Source organism: Allobosea sp. RCC_152_1, from assembly GCF_041360765.1.
GTDB classification, from domain to species: domain Bacteria; phylum Pseudomonadota; class Alphaproteobacteria; order Rhizobiales; family Beijerinckiaceae; genus Allobosea; species Allobosea spartocytisi.
Window position 1 is genome coordinate 997,104 of record NZ_JBFUPU010000001.1, and the last position, 17,981, is coordinate 1,015,084.

Sequence of the window (17,981 nt, forward strand, 5' to 3'; positions counted from 1 at the left end):
AAGGCCTCGGCGCGCGTATCGCAAGCAGGCTCGGCAGCGTTGCCCGCAAAGCGCTGCGGTACGCAGCCGAATTCCGCCATCTTCGTCGGCACTGTTCCGGCCATGAGCTTCCGATCACGACATCCCGGTCTTGCCTTGCGGTGGCTGGCCGGCTTCGCCCTCCTCGCCGCGCAACAGGCGGCCGCGCAGTCGCTCCTGCCCGATTCCTTCTTCGAGGGGCGCCCCGCCTTCTCCCAGCCCGAGCAGCCGGCGACGCCGGCGAGCTGCGAGAGCATCGCGGCCCAGCTCCCGGAATCGGTGCCGCGCGATTCGCGTGTCGATATGGCGATCGCTGGCCCCGTCACCCTGATCCAGACCGATGGCGCGGTCTGGTATGTCGCCGTCTGCGCGGATCCGGGCGTGCGCGTGCTCTGCGTGACCTATGGCGCCAACGACCTGAAGCTCGGCGATATGGCGGTGCTGCGCGGCGGCTACGCCCGCCAGAACGCCCGCCATGTGATGCTCGATCCCTGTCTGGCCTCTCGGGAATGAGTTTTGCGGCCCGGCGCGGGGCGCGTCCTTTCGCGGTGCCGGAGATATTTTTCCACCGATTTGGTTTTGCCGGCATCGGGCGCTTGACACTTCCGGCCCGGGGCCATAATCCACACCTCGCTGACGGCCACCGCGCCTCAGTCGCCCAGCGCGGGCGTAGCTCAGTTGGTTAGAGTGCCGGCCTGTCACGCCGGAGGTCGCGGGTTCGAGCCCCGTCGCCCGCGCCATATAAATCAAGGGGTTAGCGACAAACCTCTTGGTCGCGTTACAAATTCCCAGCCGCCGCCGTTACAAATTCTATCGCGGTTTGTTCTGGCGAAGCTTGGCCCGCCCTTTTCTCCTGCTCGCGTCTACGTCCCGCACCGTCGCTAGGTTGACCGGGTTATAGGTCTTCTGGAGACGGGCTGACGCAGCAAGCGTGTTCGCCATCTTGGTGGATACCGCCTGGGCATCTGCGCCGCCGGCGGTCGCCTCGACGGTGCCAGAACGTCGCATATCTGAAAGCTTGCGCTGCTCGGTCTTCCCGAACTCTGCAATGCGGATCGTCCGGAAGTCCTCTGCGAGTTTGTTCTTCGTATAAGGCGAGGGCGATTGAGGTTTGCCGCCTTTTGCAGTTGTCGGCGCGCCCCTGGTTCTGAAAATCGGCGCGTGCGGCATCAGCTCGAAGGCGAGGCTGGCGATGTAGGCGTCGAGGGCCCAGGTCGCCCGCTTCCCGAGGGACGCCGCGGCGGCCCGCCCTGTCTTGGTCCGAGCCAGCGAAAAGATCGCGCCTTGAACGTCGTCAGCGCGCTGGCCAGTTGTCAGCGAACGCAGATCGACAGGGGAGAGCTGGCTATCCCATGCGGTGGCCATGCAGGCGGCAAGACCCTTATAACCCATGCGCCAAGAGCGCTTGCAGAGCCTTACGACCTCTCCCTCGGTCCAAATGTCTTGGCGCGCATCGGGAGCTCTGTTGGAGAATGCTAGCGAGGGATCGGCGTCGAGTGCGCAGTATCCCATGGCCGCCATCTTCTTCCAAAGCGCGCGCCAGACCTTGATGACGCGATGGCGCTCCGAAATCGAAACTTCTGTCTCGACCTCGACGACGAGGCCGATCGGCTTCGCGGTCTTGCTATCGATAGCGAGGAAGTCCTCGGGTTCGATGGATTTCGGATCGGAGACCCCGAAATAGGGTTCAATCCAGCGCCAAGCTCTCGGCCAATCGTCGCGGGTTGCCTGATCCCGGTCCTGCTCTTTGCCAGCCTTGGCTCGGTCCGCGGTCCGGAGACTGATCACACGAAGATATGCTTCGCCGACCGAGCCCGGCGGATACTTCGGCTTGGCTGTTTCGGCCAGACCAAGTCGGATGCGATCCCACTCGGCATTGAGCTCGATGGCGCGCTGCTGATCTTCTGGGGATGCGATATGGCGGTTCCCGATCACCACCCCGGGGCCGAGCGTCAGAAACTTGAACCCATACGGAACCATGAGGTGCGATGGCTTATAGCGCCACCTGTTCCTCATGAAGATCAGGTGCCGGATCGAATCTTTGCCCATCAGTTGCTCGAGTTCCAGCCGCGCCTCTGCCGAAGCTGGGCCAAGCGCTCGGATATTTCACTGCGAGCATCGCGCAGCGGATTCGCGAGGGGCAGGCTCGACCGACTGTCCATCCATTGATCGACGGCCTTCAGATCGTAGTTGCCCGTGTCCGGATCCGGTCGTGGGAAACCGCGCCGAAATAGTCGTGGCAAGAGCTGCTCAAACTCTGCCAGGGTCAAGTGCAGGCGGCGGGCAGCCTTCGTCGGCGGCACGTCGCGCGGGTCGACGGGAAAGCGAACCTGAGACTGCTGTGGAGTTCCAGACATAGCTAAAATCCGCGCGCGTTGACTGCGGTCGTGTTCCGCCGGTCGAACAGCGAAAGAACGATCAAAGTGCTAGAGAGGAGGGGGCGATCATGCATAGGAGATCCCGGATGCGATCGACCGAGCGCCCGCACGACGTCGTTGAAGTCGTGTTTCGGCACATCGGGTTCGGCACAATCGAGGAAGCCGGAGTCGATACGTTTGATGACCACATCGGGGTTCGTCCCTCTGACGAGGGAGCGGAGAGGTCGTGCTGACGTCCATGACGACCAGTGGCGCTCTTGAGGATCAATCGCGTTCATGGCCACCGCGCTTTCTCGGGAGTGCTCTCTGACGCTTTGGGGGCGATTCCGTCTCGGTCATCGGTTCTGGAAAACAATTCGGCGGTCGCGGCTGCTGAATTGCCGGCTGGGTGACCGTCTCCTGGGCGGTGCGCAACCCTTCCAGGCGAGCCTCAATCGTGGCACTCGGATTGGCTCCAAGCTTCACCTGCTGGAAGTCCGCGAAGGCTTGCGCCAATTGGCTGACCAATTCGGCACGGTCCTGCAGGGAGGCAGTCCGAGCTGCCCGGCTCATCGCGCGGGCTCGCTCATAGGTTGGCAACAGGGTAACAGCGATGCCGCCCGCCACGAGCGCAAGGCCGAGCCCGCCACCGCACAGCAATACGCCAGCGGCAGCCGCACGGAAGGCCAGCTTTCGGACGAGTTTGTTGTCGGTCCAACGGGCTGCGGTGAACGCCCGGTTGACCCGTTCCCACCGCAAGTTGCGACGCAGTGCATGCGCTTCGCGGATTGCCGCGCGCCGCGCCGTCAGAGTTGCCTTGGCTTCGCTCAGCGCCTTACGCCTACGGGCGAGCTCGACAAACCACTCATCGCGGAAATGAACGCGATCGGTCTCCTGCTCGCGGCGCGCAAGGCCATCCTCTGCGTCGACGGCTTTGATCGCGAGCTCGTAGTTGCGTTCGACAAGGGTGCGTTGAAGTTCGTCAAAAGCTTGGAGGGGGCGGTCGTGCAGTGCCGCGCGCATCATCGCGTCGTTGATCGCGACCGGTGCGCGTTGCTCCTTCGCCAAGCGCCGAATGGTGCGTGCGGCTGGCATCTGTGCCCCTGTCGCGCCGTCTACGAGCAGCAATGCCTTGCGTCCCTCTGCAAGCAGGAGACCGTGCTGCGGTAGGCAAGCGATGAAGCCTGATATCCGGCCTTCGCCGGCCGCCCAGGCCTGCTGGATCTGTTTCTCCAGCCGAGAGACGCTTGCGCCGACCCTCGACATCTGCTGGCGTTCGGATTTGCCGAACAGCTGCCGGTGCAGGGTAGGACTATCCGGTTCTGGTGCCTTCAACCCGGCCGTTCGTCCAAGCAGGCTGGCGGCAACCTCAGCCTGATGTGCTCCGATCACCGCGGGGTGGCCGAATTCCTTTTCCGCCACACGGGCAACGAGCTCGTCATGGACATGGTTCTTGCTCGATTTGAGGGCGCGCCCGGTCTCAGGATGAACGAGCGGAAACACGACATGGTAGTGGGCAGGGCGCGCACCTTTCTCATGCGCGACAACGATCCGCGGATGGTCCCGACGAATGCGATACACCTCTTCGATGAGGTCCAGGATCCGCTCGCGTTGTCCGTCGATGAGCTCCACCTCAGGTGCGATGACGATGTGAGCGAACGCATTGGTGGCTCTGAGATTGGTGGCCGAGATCGCAGCGAATGCTCGCAGGGCCAGGCGAACGTCCAGCGGCGCGTTCCGGCACAAGCTTTCGAGTAGCCGAACGCTTTCGTTCGAATCGGTTCGAAGCAAGTGACTCGAAAGTCCGCCGGCCTGCCGAAAGGAGGACTCGACTATCATGGGTCGGCTCCGACTCCGAGCGCATCGCAGATCGCGCCGAGACGCGTGAACCGGGTGTACCAGCCGCGGTCCGTCGATTGCCGGATCGTAGCGCTGTTCGAGCGGCACGATCCGGCGAAGTTCGCGAATGCGATAGTTCAGGTCAGACATGATCAGAAGCCGCTGTTCCTGGCCGCTTCGATCAGCGCCGCGCGAAAGCGCTCGCCGTGCTCGCGTAGGAATTCCGCGACGAAGAGCTGCCGAGCTTTGTCGAAAAGCTTTTCAGCTCGGTCCTGATCGACGCCTGCTCGTCTGAAGTCCCCATGAGCGACATCTTCGAGCGACAGGTTGAAGCTCGTCGCGTTGTCAGCGATCAGCGGGCCGAGCGAATCGATCGTCGTTTCGACGACGCCACTTCGCAGCGCTTCTGCTCGCTCAATAGACTCCTTCCAGCGTTGGAAATGCTTCTCGTCGCGACCTTGGCCGAGGTTGCGCACGAACAAGCAGCTCGTTGCTGGGGGCCGTTGCCGACTATAGCTCAGCGCGTTCGCCTGACCGAAGTGCGAGGCTGTGATGGGGCGGAGAACCGTTAACTGGGCACCGTTTCGCTTCAGGCGCTGCGCGAGCCCCGGAAGGAACGGCAATAGCCGTGCCTCGTCCCGCGCGCCGGTATCGACGAGTGCAAATTGAGATTCCTTGCCGACGCGGTCGGCTAGGGCCAGGAGATGACCGATATTCTCCGTCTCCGCCAGATCGACCGGCGGTAAGGTAGCAAGTCCAATCTGATTAAGATTGGAATTTGCAGTGTCTGTCGAAATGCAGTCGATATGCCCGCGCCCGCCCAGCGCGTGTACGAAGGTCTGCGCGATCGTCGATTTGCCCTCACCGCCCTTGCCATTGAGGACGACCACAAGAGCGCAGAGCGGAAGGCTTTCAAGGATACGCTCGATACGACTCATCATACAGCTCACCGAGGTGCCAAGGGAGTGGCGGACGGAAGAGCAATCATTTGGTCGTATTCGAGAAGATCCGGCGGCGAGTAGTGCGCAGGATCCCTGCGTTCGATGAGCATGTCATTGAACTGGTCGGGGACTTCTGTGGTAGCCGCGGTCGCACGGACCGGCGGCGCGTGTGGCAGCCGCGCAGGCCCCCGCGGTGGCGGCGGATTGGGCGTTTTGGGAGAGCGGAGCCGGGCAGAGCCTCCCCGTCCGCTGCCACCGCCACCTTTCCGATCTTTCGTGGCCGCCCGAACATAAGCCAGGATCGTGGAGGGCTTTATCGCGCGATCGAACTCGGCTGAGAAAATCTCGGCGATCTTGATCGGGCAGGCGCCATCGTCGAGCAGGTTTCGGAGGAAGGTGGCCTTTGCGAAAACCGCGGCGCGGATCGTCTCCTTGGCGGAGCCTTCCGGCTGAAGGTTGGCGGCTCGTAGCGATTCCTCGATGCGGTCGGAGATGCGACGGTCAGACATAGTCGACCTCGGCAGCCGGGAGGAGCCGTTCCGGATCGTTCAAGGTTACTCGACTTAGGCGGGGATCCCACCTGACGAGGGTCAAATGCCCTGCGTTGACGCGCCGATAGACAGTGCTCGGCGAAATGCGGAGGAGCGTTGCTGCTTCCTTGACGGTCAGAAGCTGGACCCGAAGAATATTCTCCATCTTGTGTTCCTTACGCAGTACTAGATTGCTGCGATTCGAGCACAGGGTGAGCGCGATAATATGCACGGAAGCTTGTCAGGCATCGCGTACTGGATCAGTCACGCCACGTAATACGTGCTTCGATTCGCGTGAATCGGACTCGATTCACCAAAATATGCTCTCAAAGATTTGGATGATTTCCAACTTTAATTTGTGCAGGTGTCGGGTTTGCGTTTTGTTAATGAATTATATTAAGAGTTTAACGAATATTATTTCTTGTAAACGCTAGTTTCTAAGTCGGGACGTCTCCGAATCTGCTGCTCTGAGAAGTCGCTGACAGAACGTTGTCCATGACCCTGGCTCACGGTCGGCCGAGCTGGTTTAGGTGACCGACTCATAACTTCTCAGCCAGATGCGGATTGAAGCGAGTTGGACTGATGCAAGGAAGTTGTCGTCTCTTTTGTCGTATCGGGTTGCGACGGCCCTGAAGTGTTTGAGTTTGTTGAAGAAGCGCTCGACGGCGTTGCGTTGGCGGTAGACCCGGGCGCTGAAGGCGAAGGTCTTGACCCTGTTGGGCATGGCGCGGACATTGGCCCATGCACCGCGTGCGTCCATCTCTTCGCGCAAGGCGTCACTGTCGTAGGCCCTGTCGGCGAGGAGGATGTTTCCCCGCTCGACCATGTCCAGCATATCGGCGGCCGAGCGACCGTCATGAGCCTGGCCTTCGGTCAACTTCAGGCGGATCGGGCGGCTCGGCATCGACGAGGGCGTGGATCTTGGTGGTCAGGCCGCCGCGCGAGCGACCCATGCAACGGGATCGCTCGTCTTTTTTTGACCGTTGGCGGCATGCTGGTGAACACGGATCGACGAGGCGTCGATCATCTGGATGTCGCCATCGTAAGCGGCTGACACAGCTTGCAGAATGCGCGCCCAGTGGCCGGCCTTGCGCCACCGGTTGAAGCGGTTCACGCAGGTCGTGTGCGGGCCATAGCGCGACGGGATATCGGCCCATGGCGCCCCGGTGCGCAACCGCCAGAAGATGCCGTTCAGAACGCGACGGTCATCCACCCGCGCGACCCCGCGCACCTTCATTGGCAAAAGCGGTCCGATCACCGACCACTCGAAATCCGTCAGGTCAAAGCGAGCCATCTCAACCTCCAAGGCTGAGATCAATGAATCAGAACACCGCTCCGCGGGGAATCCCGTTTATGGGTAGGTGACCTAGACCGATATGCCGCCGTGTCCGTCTGAGCGGGCATCACGTATCTCGATCACGCAATCTGCGCGGAATCCGGGATTCTCGCGGCGGCCACCGCTGTGCGGGTAGCCAGCCTGGTTTGCGAATATCCGGGTGTTTCCGACGCTGTAGTCATGGAACCCATGGTCGTGTCCATGGACCCACAGGCTGGGTTGGAATGTTTCGATCAGCTCGCTCAAATCCGAGACGAAGGCTGGCGTGAGCGGGCTGCCTCGATGCTGTGGCTGGATCGAACCTGGGTGCGGGGCGTGATGGGTCACCACGACGGTCGGCCCGTCATGCGGCTGCGCGAGTTCGTGACGCAGAAAGGCGAGATCGAGCCGATGCTCCGATGCCGCGTGCCAGGGCATGAACCTGGCGACATGATCCGGCGTCTCGCGATAGCGGATCAGATGATGATCGTTCATCGTGTGGCCGGCGTGGATCATCGACTGCTTCGGCTTTCTGTAGAGTCGATAGTCAGTCCAGAGGGGGCAGCCGACGAACCGCACCTTGTCTATGACGATGGCGCGCCGATGCAGGAAGTGGATGCCAGCTTCCTCCGCCATGCGCTGGCCATCGGTGATACTGCCAAGCATCTCGTGATTATAGAACTCGTGATTGCCGGCGACATAGATGACCGGACGACCTTGCAGCGCTCCGGTGTCTCGTTCACGAGCCAGCCATTCAATAGCGGCCGTGACCGGCTGGTGAATGTCGCCGGCGAAAACCGCCACATCGAACGGCGGCAGCTCGCACGCGAACTCGAATGGACCGAATTCGAGGTGAAGATCTGAAATGATCAGCAAACGCATATGCTTATGTCCTTATCGTTGATTGGGCTCTGCGCACGCCAAAGGGAGCGGTGACCGCTTCGGGCGTCCGCGCGCGTGAGGCTGGCGATGTCGTCGGAGGGGCTGCGCTCAGAGACCGCGGAATGCTTTGCTGTCGACGATCTCTGTCGTTCTGGTGCCGGCCGGGGCGAAGCCGATTGGGTTTTTCGCGGAGTGACTGGCCGCAATCCGTCCGGCCGCTTCAATGTCCGCAACGGAGAGATGGCTACGGCCTTCGGCTGCGGCGAAGCCGAGAGCGAGCGGGACAAGCCGCGTGATCCTGCGCGGATGTGACCGGGCCAACCGGACGATCACCGCATCATCTGGGGTGGCGAAAGCGCCGCCATGTCGCTTGACCTCTTCGGCTACGATGCGGCGGGCTATCGTATGCGACTGTTCCGGCCGCGGCTCAGCAATCGGAAACACCAGAAAGCGGTCGATGACGAAGTCCGGCAGCACGTCGACGTCGTTGGCGGTGGCGATGAAGAGGGCGTGGCTCAGATCGAAGGGGACGCGCAGATATTCGTCGAGGAGGGCCCTGCTGTTCTCAGGCTCAAGCAGGCTGAGCAGGATGTTGTAGGGATCCTCGCTGTTATGGGTTCGGAATTTATCGACTTCGTCGAGGAGAATGAGGGGCGAGGCACTGCTGGACATCAGCAGCGTCTCGGTGACGATGCCCATTCGCGCGCCTTTCCATGCGGTGGGGAGGCCGACGAAGAGCTGCTTTGCATCGGAGGCAGCGTTGCAGGCGATCTTGCGAACCGATGTCGCGAGTGCCTCCGCCAGAGCCCGGCAGTAATGTGTCTTGCCGACCCCGGGGGCGCCCACCAGCAGGAGCGGTGGGAGCCTGAGCGGCGCTCCGGTCATGATCGACAGCGAGACCGCCCTGTCGATCAGGTCGGTTACGATTGCGAAGGGCGGACAATCCTCGCGCAGGCTGGCAAGGTTGAGACGCCAACCATGGTTGGGATGAAGAAGCGGGCGCTTCGGCTTGTTCTCGACGAGTTCGCGCAAATGAGCGAGGCGGGTTTCGTCGCTCTCAGACAATCGCCGCGGCATTGCCAGGTCTTCACCGGCCAGCAATCCGATCTGCCGGAGCGCTTCAGCATGGTCGTAGACGTCCGCACCCGATGCCCCCTCCGGTTCGATTGAGGCAGGCTGTTGCGGCTTCGGGCCATGACTGCCGGCTCGCCAGTGATGGAGGCCGCAGATGCAGGCTGCCTCGGAGAGGCACAGCTCGCCGTCGCAATGCAGATCGCTTTCGTCGATGGCATCGACCTGTAGGGTTTCGTCGGCCGCCATGGTCAGACCTCCTGCGCAAACGACGGTCTGGCGTGCTGCGGAGACTGGTTGTCGAGTTCGCGTTCCATCGCCGCGACCACATCGCCGAGACAGGTCAGGAGATCGCGCAATTCCCGGCGTGGCCGGAACAAGTAGAGCTCGCTCGCTGCGCTTGGGCGTCTGCCGTCATTGGCCAAGCTGTAGTTGGTCCAGAGTTGGCGGTGCGGGTCATATCCCGCAGCGCGCAACCGGGCCTGGCCTTCCTCGCCGAGGAGGTAGCGGCGCAGGTCGCGCGGTGCCAAAGCCGCATGGATCCGGTCGTCGAGCCGCTCGATCGGGATCCGTGTGCTCATCGTCAGGACGATGGTGCTGCGATCGATCGCGACGCCTGCCGGAAGTTCCCAGAGGCCGGCGTTGTCATCATGCAACGGCATCTGAAACCAGTCATCACCATCCTCCAGGAGCGTGACCTCCTGCGTCCGCTCATTACGCAGAACGCCGGCATAGCGATTGGCCCTGAGATCCATGATCCGGTTCCAGGTCGATCGGCGTCCGGTGACGCCGATCTTGTAGGCGGTGATGCCGAGCGGCTTGAGGTAGCTGCGTAGATGGGTGGCGCCGGCGATGTAGACGCAGGCTTCGTGGGTTCCGCCGCCGAGCCGCTGGTGCTGCTGCGACGGGATCGCTGGCAGTGGCAAGAGGGGCGCGAAGAGGTCCAGTTGTGGGCCATGGACAACGGGAGAGAACGACGCTGGTTGGGTGAAGGCGGGCAGGGCGGTAGTCATGGGGCGGCTCCGTGAAATGATAGTTCTTGTTTTGTTCTTTGTTAGGAAGACGCTGAATCGTCGCCGCGCTCGGCCGTTTCGTTCGTCGCCGGGACGGGGTCTTCATTGGAGAGGGCGCAGATAGCAGGCAAGGTTTCGACGCAGTCGGTATCGCAGTGTTCGCTCTCCCACGCGCGAATGCCCAGGGATTTCCGGAGCCGTTGCTGCTGACCGACCAGAAACTCCGGCAGATTCCCAAACGCCTTCGTCTTCGGCTGATAGTCCAGAATTGACCATTTCAGCAGCGCGCTCGGCTCGGTGGCCGGTTCCATCGCCGCGACTTGCAACAGGACGAGATCATAAGTGAGTTCCATGCCGGTCAAGACGTCCGGTTCGATGCGCCCTCTCTTGGCCTCGATCAGCGCGTCAAGCGAGATCAGTTCGTTGATCAGGTCGTCCAGCCGCCCCGACTGCGCCGCGACCATTCGATAATGATCGACCTCGTTTTGTGGGATGGCAAAGCGCGAAAGCGGGTCATTGCGCGAGCGTTGGGCGAGTTCCATCGCTCTGTCGGCCGACAGAGTGGCTTTGTTGTCCTGTGTCATGAAATATCCAGTCTTGGTCTTGTTGGCTTTGTCCGCCGGGAATTCGATCTTTGCTCCCTGCAATGATCTCTTCCGTCTAATCACTCCACGGAGCGCTTGGCTCGCGCGTAGTCCAGAGCGGTTCATCGACAGGCTGGGGCGTCAACCGACCAGCGGCCGAGCGCCGCTGGCGGGCAGGGTGCGCGGACGGTGCTGGAGGTGCGCTCCCGCGACGTGCCTTTCATCATCGAGGACGGCGAGATCGTCGGCCGGCTGGTCTACGAGACGATGGCGGCCCGTCCGGCCGCGTTCTGCGGCGCCGGGCTGAAATCGAATTATCAGGGCCAGGCCCTCAAGCTCTCGAGGCATTTCAGGGGCTGAGCCTCTCCCGGAAATTCCCGGATGACACCGCGCTCGCGGAGCCGCTATGAAATCCCGCCTGCCACGGCGCTGCTTCGCAGTCCGCGCGGCATGCGGGCGTAGTTCAGTGGTAGAACATCAGCTTCTCAAGCTGAATGTCGTCGGTTCGATCTCGATCGCGCGCTCCAAAACCTCTTGGAACTCAGCTGGTGATACGGAAAGTATCTTCCATGAGGTGGACCTGCGCCGCGGCCCGAGGTTCACCGAATCTGTCGAGGGGCTGCGCAAGGCGACGGCCGTTAACAACCAGCGTATTCCGTGGCGCCTATGGGCACCGTACCAAAGCCCCCCTGCAGGGCTGCAGGGCGGACTTTCTAGGGCTTGAGCGCCGATGGTCAAGTCTGTAGGCCTGTGTCTGCGGTCGAGGCCAAGACGGTTTAAGTTGCGGCTGCGTGAATGGCAGATAATTGCACCCCATGATGGAGCGAGAGACGAATACGCAGGTCGCGCGGGCTTGCGCCGGCGTGGTGCTGTATCAGCCCGATCGGATGCTGCTTGCGAGGCAGGCTGAGGTCCTCCGAGGGCGGGCACTGTTTGCCTTCGCGAACGGGCCGGTCGACACGGAAATCGTGGCTGCCCTCGCATCGGCGGATCTGCGCCTGATCCAAAGCAAGGAAAATGTCGGCTTGGGCCAGGGCCTCAACGCCGTCGCGGATGCTGCCATACGTGAAGGGTTCAGCCACATCATGCTGCTCGACCAAGACAGCGAGCCGGGGCCGGACCTACTCGACCGTCTGACTGCACGCAGCCTTGAGCTCGAGGGGCGAGGCGAGAAGGTTGCCGTCCTGGCACCGCGCCTCGAGCCGCCGTCGGAGGGCTTCTACAAGCCGATCCGCTACGAGAGACGGGGAAGTCCACGTGGTGACGGTCTCGCCGCCCTTGATTTCGCGCCGACCTCCGGTTCGCTGATGAACCTCGCCGCTTATGCCGAGATCGGGCCGTTCAGAGACGACTTCTTCATCGCGGGGATCGATGTCGAATGGGGCTTTCGTGCATGGGAGCGTGGTTGGGGATCTTATCTCGCGACCGAACTCGCGATGCCTCATCGCTGGGGCGAGGCGGTCAGCGCGGAGGAAGGGGGTAAGCCCCAAATCCTGCGGCATTCGAAGCTTCGCAATTATTACTACGCGCGCAATGTCGTCGCGACCGCCAAGCTCGCCCATGTGCCATTACGCTGGCGCGTCAAATCATGTGTCGCTCTAGCGGCCCAAGCCGCCGTTCTGGCCATAAAAGGCCCGAACGGCTCGCTCGAGCCCGTCTGGGCCGGAGTGGCGGATGGCTGGCGCAACCGGTTAGGTCCGGCGCCGGCAGCTGTGAATTGAGCCGCTTTTTCGGCGCCGAAAACAGATCGGCCAATGGCGGCAGCAGGGGCAGCCCCTGCTTGACAGATTGCCGGAGGACTGCTTCTTGCCCGCGGCTTACAACGATTTCTAATCCTTATTCGCCCCTGTGGAGCGACGCGGCGTGTCATTGAAATTCCTTGTCACCGGCGGCGCCGGCTTCATCGGTTCGGCAGTGGTGCGCAAGCTGGTCGGAGAGACGCAGCATGATGTCTGCGTGGTCGACAAGCTGACCTATGCCGGCAACCTCGCCTCGCTCGCACCTGTCTCGGGCAGCAACCGCTATCGCTTCGAGCAGGCGGATATCGGCGATGGCGAACGGATGAAGGCGATCTTCGCCGATTTTCGCCCGGATATCGTCATGCATCTGGCTGCCGAAAGCCATGTCGACCGCTCAATCGACGGGCCGGGCGACTTCATCGAGACCAATATCGTCGGCACCTTCACCCTGCTGCAGGAAGCGCTTCGGCATTTCCGTGGTCTGGACGAGGCCGGGAAGGCACGTTTCCGCTTCCACCATATCTCGACCGACGAGGTCTTCGGCTCGCTGGGTAGCGACGGCTTCTTCCGCGAGGACACCGCCTATCAGCCGAACTCGCCCTATTCGGCCTCGAAGGCGGCCTCCGACCATCTCGTGCGCGCCTGGCACCACACCTATGGCCTGCCGGTGGTGATGACCAACTGCTCGAACAATTACGGACCGTATCACTTCCCGGAGAAGCTGATCCCGCTGATGATCATCAACGCGCTGGAGGGCAAGCCGCTGCCGGTCTACGGCAACGGGCTGAACGTGCGTGACTGGCTCTATGTCGACGATCACGCCGACGCGCTGCTGACGGTCGCCACTGCCGGCAAGACCGGCGAGAGCTACAATATCGGCGGCCATAACGAGAAGACCAATCTCGAGGTGGTGAAGGCCATCTGCGCCATTCTCGACGAGCTCCGGCCCGATCCGAAGGGTCCGCATGAGCGGCTGATCAGCTATGTCACAGACCGCCCCGGCCATGATGCGCGCTACGCCATTGACGCCGGCAAGGTCGGCCGCGAGCTCGGCTGGACGCCCAAGGAGACCTTCGAGACCGGGCTTCGCCGCACGGTCGAATGGTATCTTGCCAATTCCGGCTGGTGGGGTGACATCCGCTCTGGGGTTTATCGCGGCGAGCGCCTCGGCGCGGCCTGACCGGGAAAGAAGACATGTTGAGCGTCGAAGAAACGGCGATCCCCGCCGTCAAAATCGTCACGCCGAAGAAGTTCGGTGATCATCGCGGCTTCTTCTCGGAGACCTGGAGCCGCAAGGCTTTCGCCGATGCCGGGCTCGATCTCGATTTCGTCCAGGACAACCAGTCGCTGTCGGCGCCGGTCGGCACGCTGCGCGGTTTGCATTTCCAGTCGCCGCCCTTCGCCCAGGACAAGCTGGTGCGCGTGACACGCGGGCGCATCCTCGACGTTGCCGTCGACATCCGGACATCGTCTCCGAGCTTCGGCCGGCATGTCGCGGTCGAGCTCTCGGCCGAGAACTGGAGGCAGCTCCTGGTGCCGGTTGGTTTCGCGCATGGCTTCGTTACGCTCGAGCCGGATACCGAGGTGCTCTACAAGGTCACGGCGCCCTATGCGCCGGACAACGATCACGGCCTGGCCTTCGACGATCCGGCGCTGGGCATCGACTGGCGCCTGCCGCTCTCGGAACTCACCCTTTCCGACAAGGACCGCAAGCATCCGCGCCTCGCCGAGCTGCTGCGGTATTTCGACTGATGACATTGCGTATCGCCGTCACCGGTTGGACCGGCCAGGTCGTCTGCGCCATGCTCGAGCGCGTGCCGGTCGGCGTCGAGGTCATCGCGATCCGCCGCCCGGAGCTTGACCTTTCCGTCCCCAGGACGGTCGCGCCGGCGCTGCGCGCGGCCAGGCCCGACGTCATCGTCAATGCGGCTGCCTATACGGCGGTCGATCAGGCCGAGAGCGAGCCCGAGCTCGCCATGCGCGTCAATGGCGAGGCTGCGGGCGAAGCGGCGAGGGCGGCGGCGGCCCTCGGCATTCCCATGATCCAGATCTCGACCGACTATGTCTTCGATGGCGGCCTCGACCGGCCCTATCGCGAGGACGACGCGACCGGTCCGATCTCGGCCTATGGCGCGAGCAAGTTCGCCGGTGAGCAGGCGGTCGCGGCAGCGACCGGCAACCACGCCATCCTGCGTACGGCCTGGATCTACAGCCCCTTCGGCAAGAATTTCGTCAAGACGATGCTGCGCCTGGCCGAGACCCGCGACGAGGTTGGCGTCGTCGCCGACCAGGCGGGGTGCCCGACCAACGCGCTCGACATCGCCGATGCGATCTTCGCCGTCGCACGTAACCTGACCGGCAGGGCGGAGGATGCGTCCCTCCGCGGCGTCTTCCATATGAGCGCGACGGGCGATGCGGTCTGGGCCGATGTCGCGGAGGCGATCTTCGCCGAACGCGAGCGGCAGGGCGGCAAACCCGTCCGGGTCAAGCGCATCGCCACCGCCGATTACCCGACACCGGCGCGCCGGCCGGCGAACTCCCGGCTCGATTGCGGCAAGCTCGCCCGCGCCCATGGCGTGCGGCTGCCGGAATGGCAAGGGTCGCTCCAAGCTTGCGTCGCGCGACTTCTCAGAGATCAGGGCAAGGACCAGTAACGATGAAGGGCATCATCCTCGCCGGCGGCTCCGGCACGCGGCTGCATCCGATGACGCTGGCGATGTCGAAGCAGCTTCTGCCGGTCTACGACAAGCCGATGATCTATTATCCGCTCTCGACGCTGATGCTGGCCGGCATCCGCGAGGTGCTGATCATCTCGACCCCGCATGACCTGCCGAACTTCAAGCGCCTCCTCGGCGACGGTTCGGACTGGGGCATGAGCCTCAGCTATGCGGAGCAGCCCCATCCGGGGGGCCTGGCCCAGGCCTATCTGATCGGGGCCGAATTCGTCGCCGGCCAGCCCTCCGTGCTGATCCTCGGCGATAATCTGTTCTATGGTCACTCCCTGCCCGAGATGATGGCGAGCGCGACAGCGCGGACCAAAGGCGCGACGGTTTTCGCCTATCACGTGCGCGATCCCGAGCGCTACGGCGTGGTCGATTTCGACGCGAACGGCAAGGCGATCTCGATCGAGGAGAAGCCGCAGAACCCCAAGTCGCATTGGGCCGTGACGGGACTGTATTTCTACGACGCTCAGGTCGTCGACATCGCAAGGTCGCTGAAGCCCTCGCCACGCGGCGAGCTGGAGATCACCGATATCAACCGCATCTATCTCGAGCGCGGCGAGCTTTCGGTGGAGTCGATGGGGCGCGGCTTCGCCTGGCTCGACACCGGCACGCCCGACAGCATGATCGAGGCCGGCGAGTTCGTCCGCACGCTGGAAGCACGCCAGGGCCTACGCATCGCCTGCCCGGAGGAGATCGCCGCAAGACAAGGCTGGATCTCTGCACGGGATCTCAGCGCCCTCGGGGAAAGGCTCAAAAAGAGCGGATATGGCGAATATCTCCTGCACGTTGCGCATGAGTTAGCGCACTGACGTCTCGCTGACAGTTCTCCGCGCAGCCGAAACATTGATTCATTGGAGACCTCCCTTCCCGAAAACCCCTAAACTGTCTCAAGAGCGCTGACGCCGGACAGTTGGCCAAGGCGACGGCGGCCACCATCCGGGGTTCGCGAGCTACGATCCTGCCGAGCCAGGTTTCAGGCATGACGCCTTTTCGGATGATCCACCGAATCCGGCTCATCGCTCCGACGATCAACAATTTGCGGATGTCGGTCTGCCCCATCTTGCTGACGCCGCCATGGAGGGTCTTGCCACCCGTCGACCGCTGCCGCGGCACGAGGCCGAGCCAGGCCGCGAAGTTCCGGCCGCTGGCGAAGGCGCGCAGATCGGGCGCGAAGGCCATGATGGCGCCGGCCGTGACCGGCCGACGCCTGGTACGGTACACAGGCGGCACGTCTCGACCTGCTCCTCGCTCGCGGCCCTGAGGCCAGAGGCCAGCTCTTCGATCCGACCGCCGAGCACGTCGATCTGATCAAGATAGAGCCGAGCGATCTCCTTGACCGCGTCGGGAACCTCCTCCACTTCGCGATTCTCCCGCAAGCCGACGATCTCCCTCAGGTGCACAGGTCCTTGGCGACGACGATACCGAACTCCGCCAGATGGCCTCGCAGGGCGTTGATCAGCTGCGTACGCTGCCGGACGAAGCACTGATGCGTGCGGAAACCGACGGATCGCGCCTGCTGCTCGGCGCTCTTCACAGCGACGTAGTGAATGCTTGGCTGCAAAACAGCTTCCGCGATCGCAGCCGCGTCAGCTGCATCGTTCTTCTGCCGCTTGACGAAGGGCTTCACGTAGGGTGGGATAAGCCGGACGTCATGGCCGTGGCCTTGCGCCCATGCGGCCCCAGTAATGGCTTGTCGCACAAGCCTCCATGGCAACGATACAACAGACCTGAGATCGCAGCATCTGCATCAGCTTGGCGCGCGACACCATGCGATTGAATAGAACCGCCCCGCCTCGAGCCGTCGCGCAGACCTGGAAGCTTCGCTTGGCGAGATCGATCGCCAGAACATGGGCTCCTCCTTCGAACGCGCCTTGATGGCGCTCGCAGGCACCTTACGATGCCCGCCAGAGGGGGGGGCATCCACCCCATCAGTTCACCTACCCGGTTCAGGCCGCTCTCAGGGACGTGGCCTGAGGACGACGCTAACGCTCTAGCTCAAACTGGCGGAGTTTCAGGGGAGCATGTCAATTCAGCTCATGGTGAAACGATTGAGCGTATGAGTGCGGCGGAAGCGGAGTTATGGCGCGATGAAGCCCCCTGACGAAGCTAGTGGACGCAATCTGATCAATGGTTGCCTTTGCGAGCCCTCAACTGAAACCCTGCTGCAAATTTTCTCACATCGGTTTCTGGCATAGAGGTCAATATTCTTGAAAAACTCGATTCTTGGCGCGTCGACCAGAACGCTGAGACTTCGTTGAGCGTCATCCGCTCAAGTTGGTGTCGAGCGTCTGCTCCGAGCGAGTTCTCAACTCCGATTAAGAGCTCGTTCATCAACCAACTGACACCGTAAGCAGGGTTGAAATTCGCTGTCACAGATGCTTCGACTGATTCGTACCCCTTAAACCAGTTCCTGACGCCAAATTCAGTAGCATTGTAATAATGATGAGGGGCTTCGTGGAGAGGCTGCATAAAGGCTGTGTGAATCAGCACCTCTCCATTGGGTTGCAGCACTCTTTTTATCTCTTCTGCAGCTCTGGCCGGATCTGACAAATGTTCGAATACGTTCAATGCTACTGCTGCCTTAAAAGAATTATTTTTTAACGGCAGGAAGTGAGCATCTGCGATGATGTCCGTGTTGCGAAAGAGATTATACTCTACTTCGACGATGTGGTCAGCGCGAACATCTGTTGCCCCTGCTCCAAGAAACAGGACCGGCCCGTCGCACTCCATCATCCAGTTCCAGATTGTGGGATCGATCGCGTTCGAGACATGATCGACCGGCTGTATGACCGGCGCCGGGCCATCACGCAGCACAGGCACTCCTTTCAGGACATCGTACCTTCGACTAGAGGCAGCAGCCATCCAGCGTCCATCGGAGGGGATCAGAGGTCCGCGCGAATAGGGGCATTCGACAAGCGTCTTAAGGAGTTCAACAGATTTCATAGAAAGCGCCCAACCTATTGAATTTC

The 17,981-nt window shown here is 62.2% G+C and carries 16 protein-coding genes, 2 tRNA genes and 3 pseudogenes; 9 read left to right on the forward strand and 12 right to left on the reverse strand.

Annotated elements, in window-relative coordinates; all coding sequences use genetic code 11:
- The first annotated feature begins 39 nt into the window (after window positions 1-39).
- Both AB6806_RS04660 and AB6806_RS04665 read left to right on the forward strand, forming a co-directional pair.
- Window positions 40-531, forward strand: a complete 492-nt coding sequence (locus tag AB6806_RS04660; protein ID WP_260368329.1) for a hypothetical protein — start codon at window positions 40-42, stop codon at window positions 529-531.
- 150 nt (window positions 532-681) lie between these two features.
- Window positions 682-758: transfer RNA gene (locus AB6806_RS04665), tRNA-Asp, on the forward strand.
- A gap of 70 nt (window positions 759-828) precedes the next feature.
- Here AB6806_RS04665 and AB6806_RS04670 read toward each other — a convergent pair.
- The 10 genes and pseudogenes from AB6806_RS04670 to AB6806_RS04715 form a co-directional block, all read right to left on the reverse strand.
- Window positions 829-2,067, reverse strand: a complete 1,239-nt coding sequence (locus AB6806_RS04670; RefSeq protein ID WP_370954178.1) for a hypothetical protein — start codon at window positions 2,065-2,067, stop codon at window positions 829-831.
- A gap of 593 nt (window positions 2,068-2,660) precedes the next feature.
- Window positions 2,661-4,214 carry a relaxase/mobilization nuclease domain-containing protein gene (locus AB6806_RS04675; protein ID WP_370954179.1) on the reverse strand — a complete coding sequence of 518 codons (1,554 nt, stop codon included), beginning with the start codon at window positions 4,212-4,214 and terminating at the stop codon, window positions 2,661-2,663.
- Between the two features lie 152 nt (window positions 4,215-4,366).
- On the reverse strand, window positions 4,367-5,155 hold the full coding sequence (locus tag AB6806_RS04680) for a P-loop NTPase family protein (protein WP_370954180.1): 789 nt from the start codon (window positions 5,153-5,155) through the stop codon (window positions 4,367-4,369).
- A gap of 5 nt (window positions 5,156-5,160) precedes the next feature.
- Window positions 5,161-5,664: a hypothetical protein gene (locus AB6806_RS04685; RefSeq protein ID WP_370954181.1), complete on the reverse strand. Its 504-nt coding sequence runs from the start codon at window positions 5,662-5,664 to the stop codon at window positions 5,161-5,163.
- The gene (locus AB6806_RS04690) at window positions 5,657-5,851 is read right to left on the reverse strand and encodes a helix-turn-helix domain-containing protein (protein ID WP_370954182.1); all 195 of its coding nucleotides are present in this window, start codon (window positions 5,849-5,851) and stop codon (window positions 5,657-5,659) included. Before AB6806_RS04690 ends, AB6806_RS04685 begins: the two co-directional genes overlap by 8 nt.
- A gap of 360 nt (window positions 5,852-6,211) precedes the next feature.
- Window positions 6,212-6,979 (reverse strand): annotated as a pseudogene (locus tag AB6806_RS04695) (IS5 family transposase).
- Window positions 6,980-7,051: 72 nt separating this feature from the next.
- Window positions 7,052-7,882, reverse strand: coding sequence for a metallophosphoesterase (locus AB6806_RS04700; protein WP_370954183.1), 831 nt, complete (start codon window positions 7,880-7,882; stop codon window positions 7,052-7,054).
- Window positions 7,883-7,990: 108 nt separating this feature from the next.
- A complete protein-coding gene (locus AB6806_RS04705; protein WP_370954184.1) occupies window positions 7,991-9,202 on the reverse strand; it encodes an AAA family ATPase in 1,212 nt (403 codons plus the stop codon).
- A gap of 2 nt (window positions 9,203-9,204) precedes the next feature.
- On the reverse strand, window positions 9,205-9,966 hold the full coding sequence (locus AB6806_RS04710) for a hypothetical protein (RefSeq protein ID WP_370954185.1): 762 nt from the start codon (window positions 9,964-9,966) through the stop codon (window positions 9,205-9,207).
- A gap of 41 nt (window positions 9,967-10,007) precedes the next feature.
- A complete protein-coding gene (locus AB6806_RS04715) occupies window positions 10,008-10,613 on the reverse strand; it encodes a hypothetical protein (protein WP_370954186.1) in 606 nt (201 codons plus the stop codon).
- A 96-nt stretch (window positions 10,614-10,709) separates the two neighbouring features.
- Between AB6806_RS04715 and AB6806_RS04720 the strand changes: the two are divergent.
- The 7 genes and pseudogenes from AB6806_RS04720 to rfbA form a co-directional block, all read left to right on the forward strand.
- Window positions 10,710-10,910 (forward strand): annotated as a pseudogene (locus AB6806_RS04720) (2'-deoxycytidine 5'-triphosphate deaminase); the annotation flags it as partial.
- A gap of 92 nt (window positions 10,911-11,002) precedes the next feature.
- Window positions 11,003-11,077 (forward strand) — tRNA-Glu (locus tag AB6806_RS04725).
- 288 nt (window positions 11,078-11,365) lie between these two features.
- On the forward strand, window positions 11,366-12,271 hold the full coding sequence (locus AB6806_RS04730) for a glycosyltransferase family protein (RefSeq protein WP_370954187.1): 906 nt from the start codon (window positions 11,366-11,368) through the stop codon (window positions 12,269-12,271).
- A gap of 142 nt (window positions 12,272-12,413) precedes the next feature.
- Window positions 12,414-13,469, forward strand: coding sequence for a dTDP-glucose 4,6-dehydratase (gene rfbB / locus AB6806_RS04735; protein WP_370954188.1), 1,056 nt, complete (start codon window positions 12,414-12,416; stop codon window positions 13,467-13,469).
- A 14-nt stretch (window positions 13,470-13,483) separates the two neighbouring features.
- Window positions 13,484-14,041, forward strand: coding sequence for a dTDP-4-dehydrorhamnose 3,5-epimerase (gene rfbC / locus AB6806_RS04740; protein WP_370954189.1), 558 nt, complete (start codon window positions 13,484-13,486; stop codon window positions 14,039-14,041).
- A complete protein-coding gene (rfbD, locus tag AB6806_RS04745) occupies window positions 14,041-14,943 on the forward strand; it encodes a dTDP-4-dehydrorhamnose reductase (RefSeq protein ID WP_370954190.1) in 903 nt (300 codons plus the stop codon). The genes rfbC and rfbD overlap by 1 nt, the downstream gene beginning before the upstream one ends.
- 2 nt (window positions 14,944-14,945) lie before the next feature.
- Window positions 14,946-15,821 carry a glucose-1-phosphate thymidylyltransferase RfbA gene (rfbA, locus tag AB6806_RS04750; RefSeq protein ID WP_370954191.1) on the forward strand — a complete coding sequence of 292 codons (876 nt, stop codon included), beginning with the start codon at window positions 14,946-14,948 and terminating at the stop codon, window positions 15,819-15,821.
- An 85-nt stretch (window positions 15,822-15,906) separates the two neighbouring features.
- Here the strand turns inward: rfbA and AB6806_RS04755 are convergent.
- Window positions 15,907-16,856, reverse strand: a pseudogene (locus AB6806_RS04755) (IS110 family RNA-guided transposase); the annotation flags it as partial.
- 280 nt (window positions 16,857-17,136) lie between these two features.
- Entirely contained in the window at window positions 17,137-17,874 is a 738-nt protein-coding gene (locus AB6806_RS04760; RefSeq protein ID WP_370954192.1) for a class I SAM-dependent methyltransferase, read from the reverse strand.
- Window positions 17,875-17,981: the final 107 nt, after the last annotated feature.

Bases quoted from the DNA above. Each gene is read 5' to 3' on its own strand.
- AB6806_RS04670 (WP_370954178.1), bottom strand. From the start codon at position 2,067: ATGGGCAAAGATTCGATCCGGCACCTGATCTTCATGAGGAACAGGTGG.
- AB6806_RS04675 (WP_370954179.1), bottom strand. From the start codon at position 4,214: ATGATAGTCGAGTCCTCCTTTCGGCAGGCCGGCGGACTTTCGAGTCAC.
- AB6806_RS04680 (WP_370954180.1), bottom strand. From the start codon at position 5,155: ATGATGAGTCGTATCGAGCGTATCCTTGAAAGCCTTCCGCTCTGCGCT.
- AB6806_RS04685 (WP_370954181.1), bottom strand. From the start codon at position 5,664: ATGTCTGACCGTCGCATCTCCGACCGCATCGAGGAATCGCTACGAGCC.
- AB6806_RS04690 (WP_370954182.1), bottom strand. From the start codon at position 5,851: ATGGAGAATATTCTTCGGGTCCAGCTTCTGACCGTCAAGGAAGCAGCA.
- AB6806_RS04700 (WP_370954183.1), bottom strand. From the start codon at position 7,882: ATGCGTTTGCTGATCATTTCAGATCTTCACCTCGAATTCGGTCCATTC.
- AB6806_RS04705 (WP_370954184.1), bottom strand. From the start codon at position 9,202: ATGGCGGCCGACGAAACCCTACAGGTCGATGCCATCGACGAAAGCGAT.
- AB6806_RS04710 (WP_370954185.1), bottom strand. From the start codon at position 9,966: ATGACTACCGCCCTGCCCGCCTTCACCCAACCAGCGTCGTTCTCTCCC.
- AB6806_RS04730 (WP_370954187.1), top strand. From the start codon at position 11,366: ATGATGGAGCGAGAGACGAATACGCAGGTCGCGCGGGCTTGCGCCGGC.
- rfbC (WP_370954189.1), top strand. From the start codon at position 13,484: ATGTTGAGCGTCGAAGAAACGGCGATCCCCGCCGTCAAAATCGTCACG.
- rfbD (WP_370954190.1), top strand. From the start codon at position 14,041: ATGACATTGCGTATCGCCGTCACCGGTTGGACCGGCCAGGTCGTCTGC.
- rfbA (WP_370954191.1), top strand. From the start codon at position 14,946: ATGAAGGGCATCATCCTCGCCGGCGGCTCCGGCACGCGGCTGCATCCG.
- AB6806_RS04760 (WP_370954192.1), bottom strand. From the start codon at position 17,874: ATGGCTGCTGCCTCTAGTCGAAGGTACGATGTCCTGAAAGGAGTGCCT.